General features: G+C 66.6%; 18 protein-coding genes. 11 read left to right on the top strand and 7 right to left on the bottom strand.

The genetic code is table 11. The features are described from left to right. Positions 1-82 precede the first annotated feature (82 nt). Positions 83-3,019: a DNA translocase FtsK 4TM domain-containing protein gene (locus ACLQ3I_RS20310; RefSeq protein WP_425804267.1), complete on the top strand. Its 2,937-nt coding sequence runs from the start codon at positions 83-85 to the stop codon at positions 3,017-3,019. Positions 3,020-3,104: 85 nt separating this feature from the next. On the opposite strand, the gene ACLQ3I_RS20305 is transcribed toward ACLQ3I_RS20310, so the two are convergent. Further along, positions 3,105-3,527, bottom strand: a complete 423-nt coding sequence (locus ACLQ3I_RS20305) for an MmcQ/YjbR family DNA-binding protein (protein WP_425804265.1) — start codon at positions 3,525-3,527, stop codon at positions 3,105-3,107. A 243-nt stretch (positions 3,528-3,770) separates the two neighbouring features. On the opposite strand from ACLQ3I_RS20305, the gene ACLQ3I_RS20300 reads away from it, so the two are divergent. Then, on the top strand, positions 3,771-4,757 hold the full coding sequence (locus tag ACLQ3I_RS20300) for a TerC family protein (protein WP_425804263.1): 987 nt from the start codon (positions 3,771-3,773) through the stop codon (positions 4,755-4,757). Positions 4,758-4,786: 29 nt separating this feature from the next. On the opposite strand, the gene ACLQ3I_RS20295 is transcribed toward ACLQ3I_RS20300, so the two are convergent. Beyond that, complete coding sequence (locus ACLQ3I_RS20295; protein ID WP_425793774.1) at positions 4,787-5,071, bottom strand: YciI family protein; 285 nt, start codon at positions 5,069-5,071, stop codon at positions 4,787-4,789. 17 nt (positions 5,072-5,088) lie between these two features. After that, a complete protein-coding gene (locus tag ACLQ3I_RS20290) occupies positions 5,089-5,685 on the bottom strand; it encodes an amino-acid N-acetyltransferase (RefSeq protein ID WP_425793775.1) in 597 nt (198 codons plus the stop codon). A 156-nt stretch (positions 5,686-5,841) separates the two neighbouring features. Here ACLQ3I_RS20290 and pgsA point away from each other — a divergent pair, with 156 nt between their 5' ends. The 7 genes from pgsA (at position 5,842) to ACLQ3I_RS20255 (ending at position 11,444) form a co-directional block, all read left to right on the top strand. Next, entirely contained in the window at positions 5,842-6,567 is a 726-nt protein-coding gene (gene pgsA, locus ACLQ3I_RS20285; RefSeq protein ID WP_425793776.1) for a CDP-diacylglycerol--glycerol-3-phosphate 3-phosphatidyltransferase, read from the top strand. A 194-nt stretch (positions 6,568-6,761) separates the two neighbouring features. Next, complete coding sequence (locus tag ACLQ3I_RS20280) at positions 6,762-7,118, top strand: helix-turn-helix domain-containing protein (protein WP_425793778.1); 357 nt, start codon at positions 6,762-6,764, stop codon at positions 7,116-7,118. Positions 7,119-7,250: 132 nt separating this feature from the next. Further along, on the top strand, positions 7,251-8,072 hold the full coding sequence (gene pspA, locus ACLQ3I_RS20275) for a phage shock protein PspA (RefSeq protein WP_425793779.1): 822 nt from the start codon (positions 7,251-7,253) through the stop codon (positions 8,070-8,072). 129 nt (positions 8,073-8,201) lie between these two features. Beyond that, on the top strand, positions 8,202-9,371 hold the full coding sequence (locus ACLQ3I_RS20270; protein ID WP_425804261.1) for a glycosyltransferase: 1,170 nt from the start codon (positions 8,202-8,204) through the stop codon (positions 9,369-9,371). A 32-nt stretch (positions 9,372-9,403) separates the two neighbouring features. After that, on the top strand, positions 9,404-9,598 hold the full coding sequence (locus ACLQ3I_RS20265; RefSeq protein ID WP_425793782.1) for a DUF3046 domain-containing protein: 195 nt from the start codon (positions 9,404-9,406) through the stop codon (positions 9,596-9,598). 270 nt (positions 9,599-9,868) lie between these two features. Further along, positions 9,869-10,912 (top strand): recombinase RecA, encoded by a 1,044-nt coding sequence (gene recA, locus ACLQ3I_RS20260; RefSeq protein ID WP_425793783.1) that lies wholly within the window; start codon positions 9,869-9,871, stop codon positions 10,910-10,912. Between the two features lie 7 nt (positions 10,913-10,919). After that, positions 10,920-11,444, top strand: coding sequence for a regulatory protein RecX (locus ACLQ3I_RS20255; protein ID WP_425804258.1), 525 nt, complete (start codon positions 10,920-10,922; stop codon positions 11,442-11,444). 54 nt (positions 11,445-11,498) lie between these two features. Here ACLQ3I_RS20255 and ACLQ3I_RS20250 read toward each other — a convergent pair whose 3' ends face one another. Genes ACLQ3I_RS20250 through ACLQ3I_RS20235 form a run of 4 tightly spaced genes read right to left on the bottom strand, consistent with a single transcriptional unit; the run spans position 11,499 to position 14,851 of the window. Further along, positions 11,499-12,392, bottom strand: coding sequence for an amino acid ABC transporter permease (locus ACLQ3I_RS20250; RefSeq protein WP_425793786.1), 894 nt, complete (start codon positions 12,390-12,392; stop codon positions 11,499-11,501). Then, positions 12,389-13,072 carry an amino acid ABC transporter permease gene (locus ACLQ3I_RS20245; protein WP_425793787.1) on the bottom strand — a complete coding sequence of 228 codons (684 nt, stop codon included), beginning with the start codon at positions 13,070-13,072 and terminating at the stop codon, positions 12,389-12,391. Before ACLQ3I_RS20245 ends, ACLQ3I_RS20250 begins: the two co-directional genes overlap by 4 nt. 20 nt (positions 13,073-13,092) lie before the next feature. Next, the gene (locus ACLQ3I_RS20240; protein WP_425793788.1) at positions 13,093-14,121 is read right to left on the bottom strand and encodes a glutamate ABC transporter substrate-binding protein; all 1,029 of its coding nucleotides are present in this window, start codon (positions 14,119-14,121) and stop codon (positions 13,093-13,095) included. A gap of 1 nt (position 14,122) precedes the next feature. Continuing rightward, the gene (locus ACLQ3I_RS20235) at positions 14,123-14,851 is read right to left on the bottom strand and encodes an amino acid ABC transporter ATP-binding protein (protein ID WP_425794008.1); all 729 of its coding nucleotides are present in this window, start codon (positions 14,849-14,851) and stop codon (positions 14,123-14,125) included. Positions 14,852-15,007: 156 nt separating this feature from the next. On the opposite strand from ACLQ3I_RS20235, the gene miaB reads away from it, so the two are divergent. Both miaB and ACLQ3I_RS20225 read left to right on the top strand, forming a co-directional pair. After that, positions 15,008-16,588: a tRNA (N6-isopentenyl adenosine(37)-C2)-methylthiotransferase MiaB gene (gene miaB, locus ACLQ3I_RS20230; RefSeq protein WP_425793789.1), complete on the top strand. Its 1,581-nt coding sequence runs from the start codon at positions 15,008-15,010 to the stop codon at positions 16,586-16,588. Next, a complete protein-coding gene (locus tag ACLQ3I_RS20225; RefSeq protein ID WP_425793790.1) occupies positions 16,588-17,241 on the top strand; it encodes a hypothetical protein in 654 nt (217 codons plus the stop codon). Before miaB ends, ACLQ3I_RS20225 begins: the two co-directional genes overlap by 1 nt. Positions 17,242-17,249: the final 8 nt, after the last annotated feature.

The raw sequence follows: 17,249 nt of genomic DNA, 5'->3' as shown, positions 1-17,249 counted from the left end.
CCGGTTACGAATTCGACACACAAATGCGTTGCCAGTGTTGCCTATGTGACTGAGGTGACGGTAGGCGACTAGTCTGTCTCCCATGGCTTCGAAAGCAACCGCTGGTGCCCAGAAACGGGGTGCGTCGCAGAGGAGTGCGCCGAGATCGGCATCGCGTGCGACCGCGGGAACGACGAAGTCGGGTGCACGGGGGTCGCGCGGTACGAGCACGCGGACGTCGACGTCGCGCTCGACGACGGCCGGTACCCGCTCCACCACAGCGCGCAAGAGCGGGACCTCCACGCGAGCTCGGGGCGGGAGCGGGAGCGCGGTGGCATCCGAGGACATCCACCGCCGGTCGGTCGCAGCGACCGGGGCATCCGCGGTCGGTCGCGGACTCGGCGCCGGATGGTCCCTGATGGCGCGCGGCGTGGGCGGTCTGGCACGCGCCGGGGGAGTGCGTTCGACGGGGGACGACCGTCTCGACGACCTCGACGTCGAGGAGACCGTCGACGACGGGTTCGACGGGTTCGACGGGCCGATCGTCGACGACCCACTCGACGAGGAGCGGCCCGTCGATCGGCGCGGGCGTTCGGCGCCGCGGCGCGACCTGAGCGGTCACTCACACCGCCGCGACGGCGTCGCGCTGGCGATCCTCGCCTTTGCTCTCCTGGTGGGAGCGAGCGTGTGGTTCGGGGCGGCCGGACCGGTCGGGGCGTTCATCGAGGCACTCATCCGAGCGATTGTCGGTGCCGCATCGGTGGTGGTACCGCTCGCTCTGGTCGCGCTGGCCGTGATGCTCATGCGGCGACCGCCGAACCCGCATCGACGAGCACGGTATCTCGGTGCCGGCCTGCTCGTGGTGCTGCCGGTACTCGGTCTCGTGCACCTCGTCGCCGGTGCACCGGAAGACCTGCCCGGCCGGTCGTCGGCCGGCGGTTTCCTCGGATTCGCCGTCGGCACCCCGCTCACCGACGGCGTGACGGCCTGGATCTCGGTGCCCGTCCTGCTGCTGTGCGTCGCCTTCGGCGCATTGATCCTGAGCGGCAGGACAGTTCGTGAGGTGATCGACGGAGCGGCCGGCTACCTGGGACTCGGCCACGCGTCATACGCCGACGACGTCGCGCCCTGGGACGAGTTCGACGGCGACGAATTCGACCGCGACGAGTTCGACGACGAGGTCGAGGACGAGCGGGCCGCACGCCGCGTCACTCGTGGTCGTGCTCGAGGCGCCGACGATCAGGCGACCGAGGTGCTGGACACGCCCACCGGTTACTCTCCCGACCCGTACGACAACTACCCGCCCGACGTCGAGCCGGTGCGCCGCCGCCGCTCACGCCGGCCCGTCGACCCCGATGTGGACGCCGCGGACTTCGCGGCCGCGACGACGATCTCGCTCGACGACGAGGTCACCGAGCAGATCGGTGCCGAACCCGAGGAACCGGCACCGCCGCGCAAGACACCGGCGAAACACAAGACCCCACGCGCTCAGACGCCCGCCGCCGAGCCCGAGACCTCAGGGGCCGCGCTCGTCGATCGCCCCGTCGAGGGCGCTTACCAGTTGCCGCCGTCGGACCTGCTGATCGACGGGGACGCGCCGAAGCAGGGCGGTCGCGCCAACGACGACATGATCGACCGGATCACCGGCGTCATGGAGCAGTTCAAGATCGACGCCGCGGTCACCGGCTACACCCGCGGCCCGACGGTGACCCGTTACGAGGTCGAACTCGGTCCGGGCGTCAAGGTCGAGAAGATCACGGCGTTGCAGCGCAACATCGCGTACGCGGTGGCCACCGACAACGTCCGCCTCCTCGCGCCCATCCCGGGCAAGTCCGCGGTGGGCATCGAGGTGCCCAACTCCGATCGGGAGATGGTGCGTCTCGCCGACGTGCTGAAGTCGCCGAAGACGCGCAAGGACGGTCACCCGCTGGTGATCGGGCTCGGCAAGGACATCGAGGGCGACTTCGTCAGTGCGAATCTGGCCAAGATGCCGCACCTGCTGGTGGCCGGCTCGACCGGTTCCGGCAAGTCGAGCTTCGTCAACTCGATGCTGGTCTCGTTGCTCAGCCGGGCGACTCCCGACGATGTCCGGATGATCCTCATCGATCCCAAGATGGTGGAACTCACCCCGTACGAGGGCATTCCGCACCTCATCACGCCCATCATCACCCAGCCGAAGAAGGCCGCGGCGGCATTGGCGTGGCTCGTCGAGGAGATGGAACAGCGCTATCAGGACATGAAGGCGTCCCGGGTGCGTCACATCGACGACTTCAACACCAAGGTGCGGTCCGGGGAGATCACCACGCCGCTGGGCAGCGAGCGTGTCTACACCCCGTATCCGTACATCCTGGCGATCGTCGACGAGCTCGCGGACCTGATGATGACTGCACCGCGTGACGTGGAGGACGCGATCGTGCGCATCACGCAGAAGGCGCGTGCGGCGGGCATCCACCTCGTGCTCGCCACCCAGCGTCCGTCCGTCGACGTGGTGACCGGTCTGATCAAGACGAATGTGCCGTCGCGCCTGGCGTTCGCGACGTCGTCGCTGACCGACTCGCGGGTCATCCTCGATCAGCCCGGCGCCGAGAAACTGATCGGTATGGGTGACGGTCTCTTCCTGCCCATGGGCGCCAACAAGCCGATCCGTATGCAGGGTGCCTTCATCACCGACGAGGAGATCCAGGCCGTCGTCGACTTCACCCGCGAGCAGAGCGAGCCCGAGTACACCGAGGGCGTCACCACCGCCAAGGCGGGCGAGAAGAAGGACATCGACGGCGACATCGGCAACGACCTCGACGACCTGCTGCAGGCCATCGAACTCGTGGTCTCCAGTCAGTTCGGTTCGACATCGATGCTGCAGCGCAAGCTCCGGGTCGGGTTCGCCAAGGCGGGTCGGCTGATGGACCTGATGGAGACGCGTGGGGTCGTCGGGCCGAGCGAAGGGTCCAAAGCCCGTGAGGTGCTGGTGAAACCGGAGGACCTCGCCGGTGTGATCACCTCGATCACCGGCGGCGGTGGCGACGACGCCGCAACCGAGTAGCGCGCGGTCGAGCACTGACCGGTCGAGCACTGACCGGTCGAGCACTGACCGGTCGACTGTCGATCGGGCGGGCGATCGGGCGCGCTCAGGTGAGCCCGTGCTCGGACAGCCAGGTCCGCGCACGCCGGGCCGATGCCCGGCTCAACCAGGCATCCTGGATCACCTCGGTCAGTTCGGTGCAGGTCAACTCGGCGATCCCGCACGTGCGCACGAGCACCGAGAGATGCCCGTCGAAATGGCTCGTGGTGAAGAACGGTGTGCCCTCGTCCTGGACCAGGGCGAGCTTGTCGTCCTCGGACGGGACCCAGATGACCACGACGTCGTCGAATCGCTCGCCGGTGTCGGGATCGCGGGCGTCCGGCCGGGGCGTGCGGAAGAACACGAATGACTTCCCGCCGACCTGATAGACCGGCCGATCCGCGGACGAACCGGCATCCGTGACGTGGGGCATTGCCTGTGCGACGGTGTGGATGTCGTCGACGGTCGCCGGGCGCTGTCGTGGCGCCATGGTGTAACCGTACCCGCGTGTACTAGGCTGGTCGACGATCGAAGAGGGGAGTATCCCCACTCTTTGCGGCGTCTCCGTCAATACGGTCGCCCCGGGCCACTATGCCGATCATCGTGGCGCGGACGACCCGGATTCGTCGGTCGGCCCGGTGCACACGTCATCTGATGTCTTGTCACCGAATCGCCGGCGGGAGAGACCTCTGGCATCGCAAGCTTGTGCTGCGCGCTGGAGGAGATCACTTTCATGGATATCACGACAACGGTCTGGATCGTCACCTGCGTGGTGATCGCGGCCCTGTTTGTCTTCGACTTTTTCGCCCACGTCCGAGTGCCACATGCCCCGTCCCTCAAGGAGTCGGGCAGTTGGTCGGTGGTCTACATCTCGATCGCGGTCGTCTTCGGCCTGTTCGTGTGGTGGAAATGGGGTAGTACCTACGGCGGCGAGTACTTCGCCGGCTACGTCACCGAGAAGGCACTCTCGGTGGACAACCTGTTCGTCTTCGTCATCATCCTGTCGAAGTTCGCCGTGCCCAAGGAGTATCAGCAGAAGGTCCTCCTGCTCGGCATCGTGATGGCGCTCATCATGCGTGGCCTCTTCATCGCTGTCGGTGCCGCGGCCATCAACACCTACAGCTGGATCTTCTACCTGTTCGGCGCCTTCCTGCTCTACACCGCGGTCAAGCTCGTCAGCGACAGCGACGACCCGGTGGATCACGAGGAGCAGCGCGAGACCAGGCTCGAGCGGTTCGTCAAGCGCTACCTGCGTACCTCCGACGAGTATGACGGCGACAAGCTCTTCACCAAGGCGAACGGCAAGCGACTGGCCACCCCGATGCTGATGGTCCTCATCGTCATCGGCTTCACCGACGTGCTGTTCGCCCTCGACTCGATCCCCGCCATCTACGGGCTCACCCAGGAGCCCTACCTGGTGTTCACCGCGAATGCGTTCGCACTGATGGGACTTCGCCAGCTGTACTTCCTGCTCGGCGGTTTGCTCGACCGGCTGGTCTACCTGTCCTACGGACTCTCGTTCATCCTGGCGTTCATCGGTGTGAAGCTCGTACTGCATGCCCTGCACGAGAACACCCTGCCGTTCATCAACGGTGGCGAACACGTCTCGGTGCCCGAGGTGTCCACGGCGGTGTCGCTGTCGGTGATCATTCTGACGCTGGTGATCACCACCGTCGCGAGCTTGATCAGGTCGCGCAATTCCGAGTCGACGCCGAGCTGACGACCGCCGATCGGCGGTGTCCGGGTCGATCAGGCGTCGAGCGGCCCGAAGACCTGGGTCCATTCGACCACCCGGACACCGTCGACGGCCTCGTGCGCGATGAACGGGTCGTTGGCCAGGAACGCCTCGCCGGCGTCGAGGCTCTCGGCGCGGATGACGATCAGGGCGCCGGAGCCGTCCGGGTAGGGGCCGGCCAGCAGCACGTTGCCCGCGGCATTCTCCTCGCCCAACCACTCACGGTGCAGTGGCCGGTACTGGTCACGCAGGGCCGCCTTGGGGGGTTCGTAGGTGTAGTGGACGGCAAAGGTCGCCATCGGGGCTCCTGTCGTGATCAGTTGAGGGTGGCCAGCATTCGGGTGTTGCCGAGCGTGTTGGGCTTCACGTAGCTCAGGTCGAGGAACTCGGCGACGCCGGTGTCGTAGGAACGGCACATCTCCTCGAACACCTCGCGGGTCACGGGTGTGCCGTCGATCTCGCTGAAACCGTGCCGCGCGAAGAACGAGGTCTCGAAGGTGAGCACGAATACCCGGGACAGCTGCAGCTCCCGGGCCATGTCCATCAGGCGCGCGACGATCCGGTGACCGACGCCGCGGCTTGCATACCCGGTGTCGACCGCGACGGTACGCACTTCGCCGAGGTCGGCCCAGAGCACGTGCAACGCGCCGCAGCCGACCACCACACCGTCGAGGTCGGCCACCCAGAACTCCTGGACCGCCTCGTAGAGGGTGACGAGGTTCTTCTCCAACAGGATGCGACCCGCGTACTGGTCGATGAGTTCTTTGATCCGGGGTACGTCGGAGGTTCGTGCCCGGCGGATCGCGGCGTCGCGTACCTCCGTCGCCGAGACGTTCTCGTCGTCGGTAGCGGTCGGTCCCGGGGTAGCAGTCGGTGGCGTCCGGGGTGCCGGGTCGGGGACGGCAGGGGGCATGGGACCTCACAGTAGTCGTGCCCGGGAGGGGCGCGCACGTGCCTTTGCGCCCGAGTCTGCCCTCGCGGACTGCCCGCGACCGGGGTGCCGATAGGCTGTGGGCGTGCGGGAGCAGTATCGCCTGGTCGGCTGGCGACCACGAGAGATCGGTGCGTCATGACCGATCGGATGCGCCGTGCCGTGCACGAGAACGGGATCGCAGGTGCCGGCCGTGGGCCCGACCACATCACCGACCCCGTCGACCCGGTACCCCTGGTCAACATTGCGAACGCGCTCACCGTCTTCCGGATCGTCCTGGTTCCCGTGTTCGTCGCGGCCTTGTTCATCGGCGGCGGCCACGACACGGCGTGGCGGATCACGGCAGCCGCGATCTTCGCGATCGCGGCCATCACGGACCGATACGACGGGCGTCTCGCGCGGGAACGAGGCCTCGTCACCGACTTCGGGAAGATGGCCGATCCGATCGCCGACAAGGCGCTCATCGGTGCGGCGCTCGTCGGCTTGTCCGTCCTCGGCGACCTCTCGTGGTGGGTGACCGCCGTGATCCTCGCCCGGGAACTCGGTGTCACCGCTCTTCGGTTCTGGGTCTTGCGTCACGGTGTGATCCCGGCCAGCCGGGGAGGCAAGCTGAAGACCCTGCTCCAGGCGGTGGCCATCGGCCTCTACCTGCTGCCGCTGGGCGGACCATGGCATGTGGCCGCCGCCGTCGTGATGGGCCTTGCGCTGGTCGTCACGGTGTTCACGGGCTTCGATTACATCTGGCAGGCCCTGGTTCTGCGGAATCGGTCCGTCGCGGCCGCCCGAACGGGGACCGGAGCCGGCGACGGGTCGTCCGACGCCTCCGGAGCGCCCGATGTTCGCCCTCGGCGCAACACCGGATGACGTGCGCGATACGGCGCGGCAGCGGCCGTGATATTCGACTACTGTCGTCGTCACGGCGGCGACACCCGCCGAACCGGCGAACCCGGGTCGTCGGGAACCGGTGCGGTGTCGCAGACGTTGTGGTGATGGTCTGGTCCGGCGACCGACGAGGTGGTCGTGGCCGGAAGACAACCGAGCAGTGAGGAGGACGCCCGATGGCAGTGCTACTGCGAGAGGCGCTGGGCGAGAGCCTGCGCCGGGTACGCACGACGCAGGGCCGGACGCTGCGTGAGGTGTCCACCGACGCCCGGGTCAGCCTCGGCTACCTGTCGGAGGTCGAACGTGGGCAGAAGGAGGCGTCCAGCGAGCTCCTCGCTGCGATCTGTGACGCACTCGACGTGGAGATCGCCGAGCTCCTGCTCGACATCGGCCTCGCCATGCTCCCCGCCGACAGCGACCGTCTGATCGGCGCCGAGACGATCGCGACCACGGACATGGGCGTGCTCGACGCCAAGGTCGTCATCCCGGGGCCCGCCGGACGTTCCGAGGAGGCGGCGCTCGCCGCCGCATGATGCTCCGCGGTTCGCGCCGCACCCGACCGCGCCGCGGGCGCGACCGGGATCATGGTGTGTCACCGTGTGACGGTCCCAGACGCTAGATTGGTTACACACTCACCGACCACCCGGAATGGAGTTGACGCAAGAATGGCGAACCCGTTCGTGAAGGCGTGGCGCTACCTGATGGCACTTGGTAACGCCAAGATCGACGAGAACGCAGACCCGAAGATCCAGATCCAGCAGGCGATCGAGGACGCGCAGCGTCAGCACCAGGCCCTGTCCCAGCAGGCGGCGTCGGTCATCGGCAATCAGCGTCAGCTGGAGATGAAACTCAACCGTCAGCTCGAGGAGATCGAGAAGCTCCAGGCCAACACCCGCCAGGCACTGACACTCGCCGACCAGGCGACCGCGGCGGGCGATTCGGCGAAGGCGCAGGAGTACACCAACGCCGCCGAGGCCTTTGCCGCCCAGCTGGTCACCGCGGAGCAGAGCGTCGAGGATCTCAAGGTGCTGCACGACCAGTCGTTGCAGGCGGCCGAGCAGGCCAAGAAGGCCGTCGAGCGCAACGCGATGACGCTGCAGCAGAAGCTGGCCGAGCGGTCCAAGCTGCTGAGCCAGCTCGAGCAGGCCAAGATGCAGGAGCAGGTGAGCGCGTCGCTCAATCAGATGAGCGAGCTCGCGGTGCCGGGCAACACACCGAATCTCGACCAGGTGCGCGACAAGATCGAGCGTCGCTACGCCAATGCGTTGGGGCAGGCCGAACTCGCGCAGAACACCGTCCAAGGTCGCATGCAGGAGGTCGAGCAGGCCGGGGTCCAGATGGCCGGCCACGCACGACTCGAGCAGATCCGCGCCAGCATGCAGGGTGGTGCCCTCCCGTCCGCCGGCACGGGTGCTGCGCAGCCGGCCGCCCAGCCCGCGCAACCGTCCACACCGGCGACCGAACAACCGCCCCAGACCGGCAACTGAGCCGACCGGACACGATCGACCACGACGAACGGCCTCCCGCCGAGTGGGGGGGGGCCGTTCGTCGTCCGATGCGCATGCCGACCGGTGCGTCCTGCGCGGTCCCGGGTGCGTGTGGCAGCGAGGAGATCCATGGCACGCGTGGCCATCGTGGCGGGACCTGATGCGGGACATGCCTTTCCGGCTTTCGCACTCGCCGAACGTCTGGGGACAGACGGCATCGGCACGACCGTCTACACGGGGCTTCGATGGCGCGCGGCCGCTGCCGAACGAGGCATCGAGGTGGTCGAGCTCCCGGGGCTGGCCGTCGAGGACGGGGACGACGACACCGACGCCGGTGCGAAACTGAGCGGACGGGCCGGTCGGATCGCGGTGTCGCTGGCGCCCGTGCTCGCCGAGCGTCGGGTGGATCTGGTGATCTCGGACGTGATCACCGTCGGGGGCGGATGGGCGGCCGAACTGGTGGGTGTCCCGTGGGTGGAACTGTCGCCGCACCCGCTGTACCGACCGTCTCGCGGCCTGCCGCCGATCGGCGCAGGTCTCGAACCCGGTACGGGCTGGTCGGGTCGGCTGCGCGACGCGGCGATGCGCGCGGCGACCGCGCGATCGTTGCGACGCGGTGAGCGGCAGCGTGCGCGGGCGCGGTCCGAGATCGGCCTCGGCACATCGATACCCCGCCCCGCGGCGCGGCTCGTCGCGACGTTGCCCGCGCTGGAGGTGTACCGGCCGGATTGGCCCGCGGACGCGCATCTCGTGGGCCCGTTGCTGTGGGAGCCGACCGGATCGGTGTTCGAGCGGCCGCCGGGGACGGCACCGCTGATCTTGGTCGCGCCCTCGACCGCGGTCACCGGCGCCGCGGACATGGCCGGCGCCGCGATCTCCGCACTGTCCGCCGACGAGCTCGGATTTCCTGTGCGGGTGGTTCTCTCGGCCCTCGACCCGCCGTCGTCGGGACAGCTCCCGGATCATCTGGTGGTCGGCACGGCGCGCCAGGACGAGATCCTGCCCGACGTCGACCTGGTGATCTGCGGTGGCGGGCACGGGATGCTGGCCAAGGCGCTCGCGGCCGGTGTTCCGGTTGTGACGGTTCCCGGGGGCGGTGACCAGTGGGAACTGGCGAATCGGGTGCAGCGCCAGGGGAGTGGCTGTCTCGTCCGGCCGGTGGAAGTGCGCTCTCTCGCGTCGGCGGCGCGCGAGGTGCTCACCGATCCGGCGTACGCCGATGCGGCACGGTGTGCCTCGGCATCGGCAGCCGGGGTCGTCGACCCGGTACAGGTGGTTCGGCGCCTGTTGTCGCAGTGAGAAGGGACGTCCGGCGTGGGTAGGCTGGCCGCGTGCGTCTGACCGAATTCACCGAGCTGATCACCGCCGAGTTCGGGGGGCGGGCGGCCGATTCGATCCTGGTCGACCACGTTCTCCTCGAATTCGGTGGACGTACCGGGGCGCAGGCGATCGAAGGCGGCGCCGATCCCCGGGACGTCTGGATGGCCATCTGTCGCGACTTCGACGTCCCCCGCGAACGCTGGTGACGGCGACGCGGGACTGTCGGCCCGCCTGCCGGTGATCCGCGCGCGGCGATCTGTCCACGCGGCGTGTCGGTGCTTGCCATCGAACACATGTTCGTTCATTGTGGGTGTTGTCGGAACCACGGACTCCGGGCGTGCGTCAGACATTGAGACGACAAAGCAACGACGCGCGCAGACGGAAGTTGTCGGATCCCGTGGCTAACGTGCAACCCACATCAGCCACACATGAGACCACCTGGCCGGTCACCGGCCCCGAGTTCGGAGGAGAACCCCATGGCAGCAGCACCGCAGGACAGGGAGAAGGCGCTCGATCTGGCCCTCGCGCAGATCGACAAGAACTTCGGCAAGGGATCGGTCATGCGGCTCGGCGAGGAGACCCGTCAGCCGATCGCGGTCATCCCGACCGGCTCCATCGCCTTGGATGTGGCTCTCGGCATCGGCGGCCTCCCACGTGGCCGGGTCGTGGAGATCTACGGCCCGGAATCCTCGGGTAAGACCACCGTCGCCCTGCATGCGGTGGCCAACGCCCAGGCCGCCGGCGGCATCGCCGCCTTCATCGATGCCGAGCACGCTCTCGATCCTGATTACGCGGCCAAGCTCGGCGTCGACACCGATGCGCTGCTGGTGTCGCAGCCCGACACCGGGGAGCAGGCGCTGGAGATCGCGGACATGCTGATCCGTTCGGGCGCGCTCGACATCCTGGTCATCGACTCGGTCGCCGCGCTCGTACCGCGTGCCGAGATCGAGGGTGAGATGGGCGACAGCCATGTGGGACTGCAGGCGCGCCTGATGAGCCAGGCACTGCGGAAGATGACGTCCGGGCTGAGCAACTCGAAGACCACTGCCATCTTCATCAACCAGCTGCGCGAGAAGATCGGCGTCATGTTCGGGTCCCCGGAGACCACCACCGGCGGCAAGGCCCTGAAGTTCTATTCCTCTGTCCGGCTTGATGTCCGGCGTATCGAAACCCTCAAGGACGGCACCGATGCAGTCGGTAACCGCACCCGGGTGAAAGTGGTCAAGAACAAGGTGGCACCACCGTTCAAGCAGGCCGAGTTCGACATCCTCTACGGCCAGGGCATCAGCAAGGAAGGCTCGCTCATCGACATGGGCGTTGCCGAAGGTTTCATCCGCAAGTCGGGTTCATGGTTCACCTATGAGGGCGATCAGCTGGGCCAGGGCAAGGAGAACGCCCGGAAGTTCTTGCTGGAGAACGACGACGTCCGGGATGAGATCGAGAAGAAGATCAAGGAGAAGCTGGGCATCGGGGCCGTCGTCGACGCCGACGAGGTCGCACCCGCTCCGGTGGAATTCTGATCGAGCCGTGAGCAGTACCACACCGGACCCCGAAGAACGGGCCGGTCCCAGCGCATGGGACGCGGCACTCCGACTCCTCGGGGTCCGTGCTCGTTCCCGACAGGAAATGGCCGAACGGCTGGCCCGCAAGGGCTTTGATGCCGACACCGTGGACGACGTGATGATCCGACTGGAGAAACATCAACTCGTCGACGACTCCGAGTTCGCGAACGAATGGGTGCGGTCTCGGCACACCCATTCGGGCCGGGGGCGTGTGGCGCTCCGTCAGGAACTCCGCAGGAAGGGGATCGACGCCGGCATCATCGAGGCCGCGCTCGACGACGTGGATCCTGACGACGAGCGTGCCGTCGCCGGCGAACTCGTCGCCAAGAAGCTCACGCCAATTCAGATCGACCGTCTGCGCGCCGATCCCGCCGTGCGCGACACCATGTTCCGACGGCTGGCGGGCATGCTGATGCGTCGGGGCTATCCGCAGTCGATGGCCATCGATGTCGTCACCGAAGCGCTCGACGGCGTGAACACCGAGGTCTGAGCAGGTGGACTGACACCGAGGTCTGAAGTCACGGCTGCTCGTCTCGAATCCGCCCTACTTCGGACCTAACGTCGGCAGGTTTTCCATCGCCGCCAGGTCGGCGGCCTCGGCGTCGGGGACCACTCGCTTTGTCCGGCCCTGACGCAACCGCTGTTCGAGATAGGTGGCCAGCGACGACAACCCGAAGTTGATGACGATCATCACGATGGCGACCACGACCAACGCGGGGAGATAGTTCCCGTAGTAGGACGCGGACTGGATGCCGGAACGGACCACCTCGATGTAACCGATCGCGTATCCGAGCGCGCTGTCCTTCAGCGCGATGACCATCTGGGAGATCAACGCCGGCAACATCGCGGTGATCGCCTGCGGGAGCAGGATGATGCGCATCATCTGCGATTTGCGGAGACCCACGGCCATGGATGCCTCGGTCTGGCCCTTGGGGAGAGAGTTGATCCCGGAACGGAGGATCTCGGCGATCACCGAACCGTTGTAGAGGGTCAGGCCGGTGACCACGGCCGCAAACGCCAGTTGTGACGACGGGAAGATCGCATAGTCGGCGAACAGGTAGTAGGCGAAGATCATCAGGATCAACACCGGGATCGCACGGAAGACCTCGACGAACAATCCGGACAGCGCCCGCAGCCACCGGTGATCGGACAACCGGCCGATGCCGAGGATCGAGCCGAGCAGCAACGCCAGGACGATCGAGAGTGCCGCCGCCTTGAGCGTGCCCCACAGGCCGGGCAGGACGTAGGTGGTCCAGGTGGTGGACTTGACGAAGGGGTTCCACTTTTCCGACGTCAGCTGGTCGTTGCCGCCCAGGATGTAGAGCACGTAGGCGGCGATCGCGATCAGGATGGCGATGAAGACGATCGCAATGATGCGATTACGCATCCGCGCCTTGGGTCCGGGTGCGTCGTAGAGGACGGTCGCGTTGGAGCTCATCGTTTCACCGCCAGTCGTTTGGCCAGGTACCCGAAGACGAAACCTTCGGTCAGCGTGATGATCATGAAGCCGATCGCGATGATCGCGAACACCGCGATGATTTGATCGGAGAACGTCTCGAGTTCCTCTTTCATCAGCAGCGAGGCCTCGGCCACACCGATGACGGACGCGATCGTGGTGTTCTTGGTCAGCGCGATCAGCACACTGCCCAGCGGCCCGATCACCGAGCGGAGCGCTTGCGGCAGGATGATGATGCCGAGGACCTGCGGGAACGTGAGTCCCAGCGATCGTGCGGCCTCGGCCTGGCCGATCGGCACGGTGTTGAAACCCGAACGCAATGTCTCGCACACGAATGTCGCCGTATAGAGCACGAAGGCCAGGACCGCGAGCCAGAAGTTGTTGTTGTCGATGAAGTTCTCGTTGTCCGGTGCCAGGGTGAGACCGAGATTCTGGTACAGACCGATGGAACAGAACAGGATGATCAGTGTCAGTGGGGTGTTGCGGACCACGTTGATGTAGACCTCGGAGAACCCGCGCATCACCGGAACCGGGGACACCCGCATCGCGGCCAGCAGGGTGCCCCAGATCAGCGCCCCGATCGACGAGAAAAAGGTCAGTTTCAGCGTCACCCAGAAGGCGGGCCACAGTTGCGGCCCCATATCCGCCCAGAGTTCGCTCATCGGCGATCAGCCCTTCCTCGTCAGCTCAGGCCCGGCGGGCACGGGGTGGAAGTGGAATCGAGGAACTCGAGATTCCCCGGATCGGGGGCGAACTTGTATTTCGAGTCGGGGCTGTCGGCCCGGGCGATCATCGAGTCCACCGTCTCGTTGCCGATGGCGTCGCGGAGCGCCCGATCCCAAGGGGACTGGCCATCCGGGCCGGGGACGAGCATCGCGTCTATCGCCTCGTTGACCTTGGCCACGGCATCGGGATGCTCCTTGGCCATACCGACCCCGTAGTACTCGGTAGAAAACGGCGTGCCGGCCTTCTTCAGCGCGTCCTTCACACATGCGTCCTCCGGATAGGACATGCCCACCAGTTTGAACTCGTCGGGGAAGAAGTTGGCATAACCTGCCAGGATCACCTCGTCGGTGGTCAGCGCGTCGACCTTGCCGCGGCGCAGCGCCTCCACACATGACGAGTAGGAGTCGTACTCCTGTAACTGCACGTTGGGCAGCTGCGCCTTGACGTTCTGGGCGGGAGTCGAGCCGGTGACCGAACAAAGCTTCTTCCCGGCGTTCAGGTCGGTCAGGGAGGAGATCGAGTTGTCGTCGTCGCGGACGAGTAGACCCTGGTAATTGATCAGGTAGGGCCCGGCGAAGGCGACCTCCTTCGCCCGGGCGGGGGTGATCGAGTAGGTGGCCGCGATCATGTCCACCTCGCCGTTGTCGATCAAGGTCTCGCGCTGCGCCGACGGTGTTTCGCGCCACCGGATCTCGGGATGTTTGACACCCAACGAATCGGCGATGTGATTCACGACAAAGGTCGAGACCGACGGATCGAATCCGGTGACGGACTTGTCCGGGTTCCGGATACCGAGGCCGGGCTGGTCGTATTTGGTGCCCAGGACAACCGAGCCACTGCGGATCGAGTCGAGCAGGTTGCGCGGATCGGTGTTGCCGCACCCGGCCAGTGCTCCGGCGACGAGCGCAAGAGTGAGGGTGAGGATTCCGATACCGGTGGCCCGGTGCGCACGACGAACCGACGTCGATGGTGATGTGGACCCCATGTCAGTGGCCCAGGATCTTCCCGAGGAAATCGCGGGCGCGTTCGGATCGGGGATTGGAGAAGAAGCTCTCCGGGTCGGAATCCTCCACGATCGCACCGTCGGCCATGAAGATCACCCGATCGGCCGCCTTGCGCGCGAAGCCCATCTCGTGGGTCACAACGATCATCGTCATCCCCTCCTTGGCGAGGGAGACCATCACGTCGAGAACCTCATTGACCATCTCAGGGTCGAGCGCCGACGTGGGCTCGTCGAAGAGCATGATCTTCGGGGCCATGGCGAGCGACCGCGCGATGGCGACACGCTGCTGCTGGCCGCCGGACAGCTGGGCGGGGTATTTGTCCTTCTGACTCTCGATGCCGACGCGTTCGAGAAGTTCGAGTGCACGTTTGTTGGCATCGGCCTTGCTCTTCTTGCGCACCTTGGTCGGGGCGAGCGTCACATTCTGCAGGATTGTCTTGTGCGCGAACAGATTGAAGGACTGGAACACCATCCCGACGTCGGCGCGCAGACGAGCGAGATCCTTGCCCTCGTCGGGCAGCAGCTTGCCCTCGACGTAGATCTCACCGCTGTCGACGGGCTCGAGGCGGTTGATGGTGCGGCACAGGGTCGACTTGCCCGAGCCCGATGGGCCGAGCACCACGACAACCTGCCCGGCCGGAACCTCGAGGTTGATGTCGCGCAGCACGTGCAGTGATCCGAAATGCTTCTGAACGTCTTTCATGACGATCATCGGCTGTGACCCGGCCGTCGGCTCGGTCGTCGCGGGTTCCTCGATCGGCGAATCGGTCATAAGGGATCAGCCTAGTGTGAGCGGGGCGGCGCGTCCTGTTCATCGGCCGTCCGAGTGTCGAAAAGCGGATTTGCGCAGGCCCGTACCCTGGGAGGCGTGAGTATCGAGTTGTCCGAGCGGCGTGGCGCCCGTGACGCCGGAGCCGGCGTCGGGTCAGACGTTGCCGCACCCGCCCGCAGCTATCAGGTGCGGACGTACGGCTGTCAGATGAACGTGCACGATTCGGAACGTATCGCAGGCCTCCTGGAGGCCGCCGGATACACCAAGGCGCCCGACGACGCCGATGCCGATCTGGTCGTGTTCAACACCTGTGCCATCCGGGAGAACGCGGACAACAAGCTGTACGGAAACCTGTCACATCTCGCGCCCGCGAAGTCGGAGCGCCCCGGCATGCAGATCGCGGTCGGCGGGTGTCTCGCGCAGAAGGACAAGGACACGGTGCTGCGCAAGGCGCCGTGGGTCGACGTCGTGTTCGGCACGCACAACATCGGCTCGTTGCCCGCATTGCTCGAGCGCGCGCGGCACAACGAGTCGGCGCAGGTCGAGATCCTCGAATCACTCGAACGGTTCCCGTCGACCCTGCCGGCCAAGCGTGACTCCGCCTACTCCGGTTGGGTGTCGGTCTCCGTCGGCTGCAACAACACCTGCACGTTCTGTATCGTGCCGTCGCTGCGCGGCAAGGAGGTCGACCGCAGACCGGGCGAAGTCCTGGCCGAGGTGCAGGCGCTCGTCGACCAGGGCGTCAGCGAGGTGACCCTGCTCGGTCAGAACGTGAACGCATACGGGATGTCGTTCGCAGATCCCGACCAGCCCCGCAACCGTGGCGCCTTCGCGGAGCTGCTGCGTGCCTGCGGGAGCATCGAAGGGCTCGAGCGCGTCCGGTTCACGTCACCGCATCCGGCCGAATTCACCGACGACGTCATCGAGGCGATGGCGCAGACGCCCAATGTCTGCCCGCAGTTGCACATGCCGCTGCAATCGGGCTCCGACCGCATCCTGAAGTCGATGCGGCGCAGCTACCGGCAGCGCAAATTCCTCGGCATCCTCGACAAGGTGCGGACGGCCATGCCACACGCCGCGATCACCACCGACATCATCGTCGGCTTCCCGGGTGAGACCGAGGAGGACTTCCAGCAGACGCTCGACGTGGTTGCCGCGGCCCGGTTCTCCAGCGCGTTCACCTTCCAGTACTCGCCGCGTCCCGGAACGCCGGCCGCCTCGATGCCGGACCAGGTCCCGCCGGAGGTGGTCGGGGAGCGCTACCGACGGTTGATCGCCCTGCAGGAGGAGATCTGTCTCACCGAGAACCGGGCCATCGTCGGTACCGAGGTCGAACTGCTCGTCGTCGCCGACGACGGTCGGAAATCGGCGCACACCCGGCGGATGACAGGCCGGGCGCGCGACGGACGTCTCGTCCATTTCGCCGCGGGGGAGCGGGACGGGAGCGACGTGATCCGTCCTGGTGACGTGGTGACGACCCACGTGACCGGTGCTGCCCCACACCATCTCATCGCCGATGCGGGGGTGGTGACGCACCGCCGGACCCGGGCCGGAGATGCCCACGAGACGAGCCGCACGCCGACGACACCGCCGGTCGGAGTCGGACTCGGTTTACCGACGATCGGTGCGGCGCCTGTCGAACCGAGCGCCACCGGATGTGCAGGAGGTTGTGGCTGATGGCCGACGCGAGTGACCGTCCGGAGGACGGAACGGACGGGGCCGAGGTTCCCCCCGACCGCGACAACGCGACCGATGCGGGCCGCTTCGCGGAGTACGAAGGAGATCTGCGCAAGGCCGAACGCAAGGTCGCCGGTGAGATCGATCCCGGCATGCGAGCCCTGGTGGTCGCCGTGGCGGTCCTCGTGGCGATGCTCTCGCTCGTGCTGCCGCACACCGGCTCCGCGAGCGGCATCGACGTGCTCACGTTCTCCCCGGACGCGGTGGCCGAGCGGGTCACGATCACCTCGAAGGTGTTCGTCTATTTCGTTGCCATCTTCGGGATCGGCGCCTCGGTTCTGGCGTTGCTGACACGTCGCTGGATCATCGCGTGGATTGCGCTGTGTGGCAACGCGATCGCGTGTGTGGCCGGAATGCTCGCCTGGTGGTCGCGGAACACGCCGGGCGTCGGTGGCATCCAACCGCCGTCGGGCGTGGGTATCGGGCTGATCATCGGCTGGCTGGCCGTCTTGGTGCTCACCTTCCACTGGGCCCGCGTCGTGTGGGCCCGCAGCACCTATCACCTGGCACTCGAGGAAGAGCGGCGCAAGGAAGCAGCGACCCGCGACGCCCTGGCGCGCTCGTTGCAGCGCAAACCCGGTCAGGACAACTGAGAGTTCGA

The organism is Gordonia sp. DT101, assembly GCF_049844895.1.
In the GTDB taxonomy this organism is placed as follows: Bacteria; Actinomycetota; Actinomycetes; order Mycobacteriales; family Mycobacteriaceae; genus Gordonia.
This window is presented reverse-complemented; position numbering and strand designations above follow the sequence as displayed.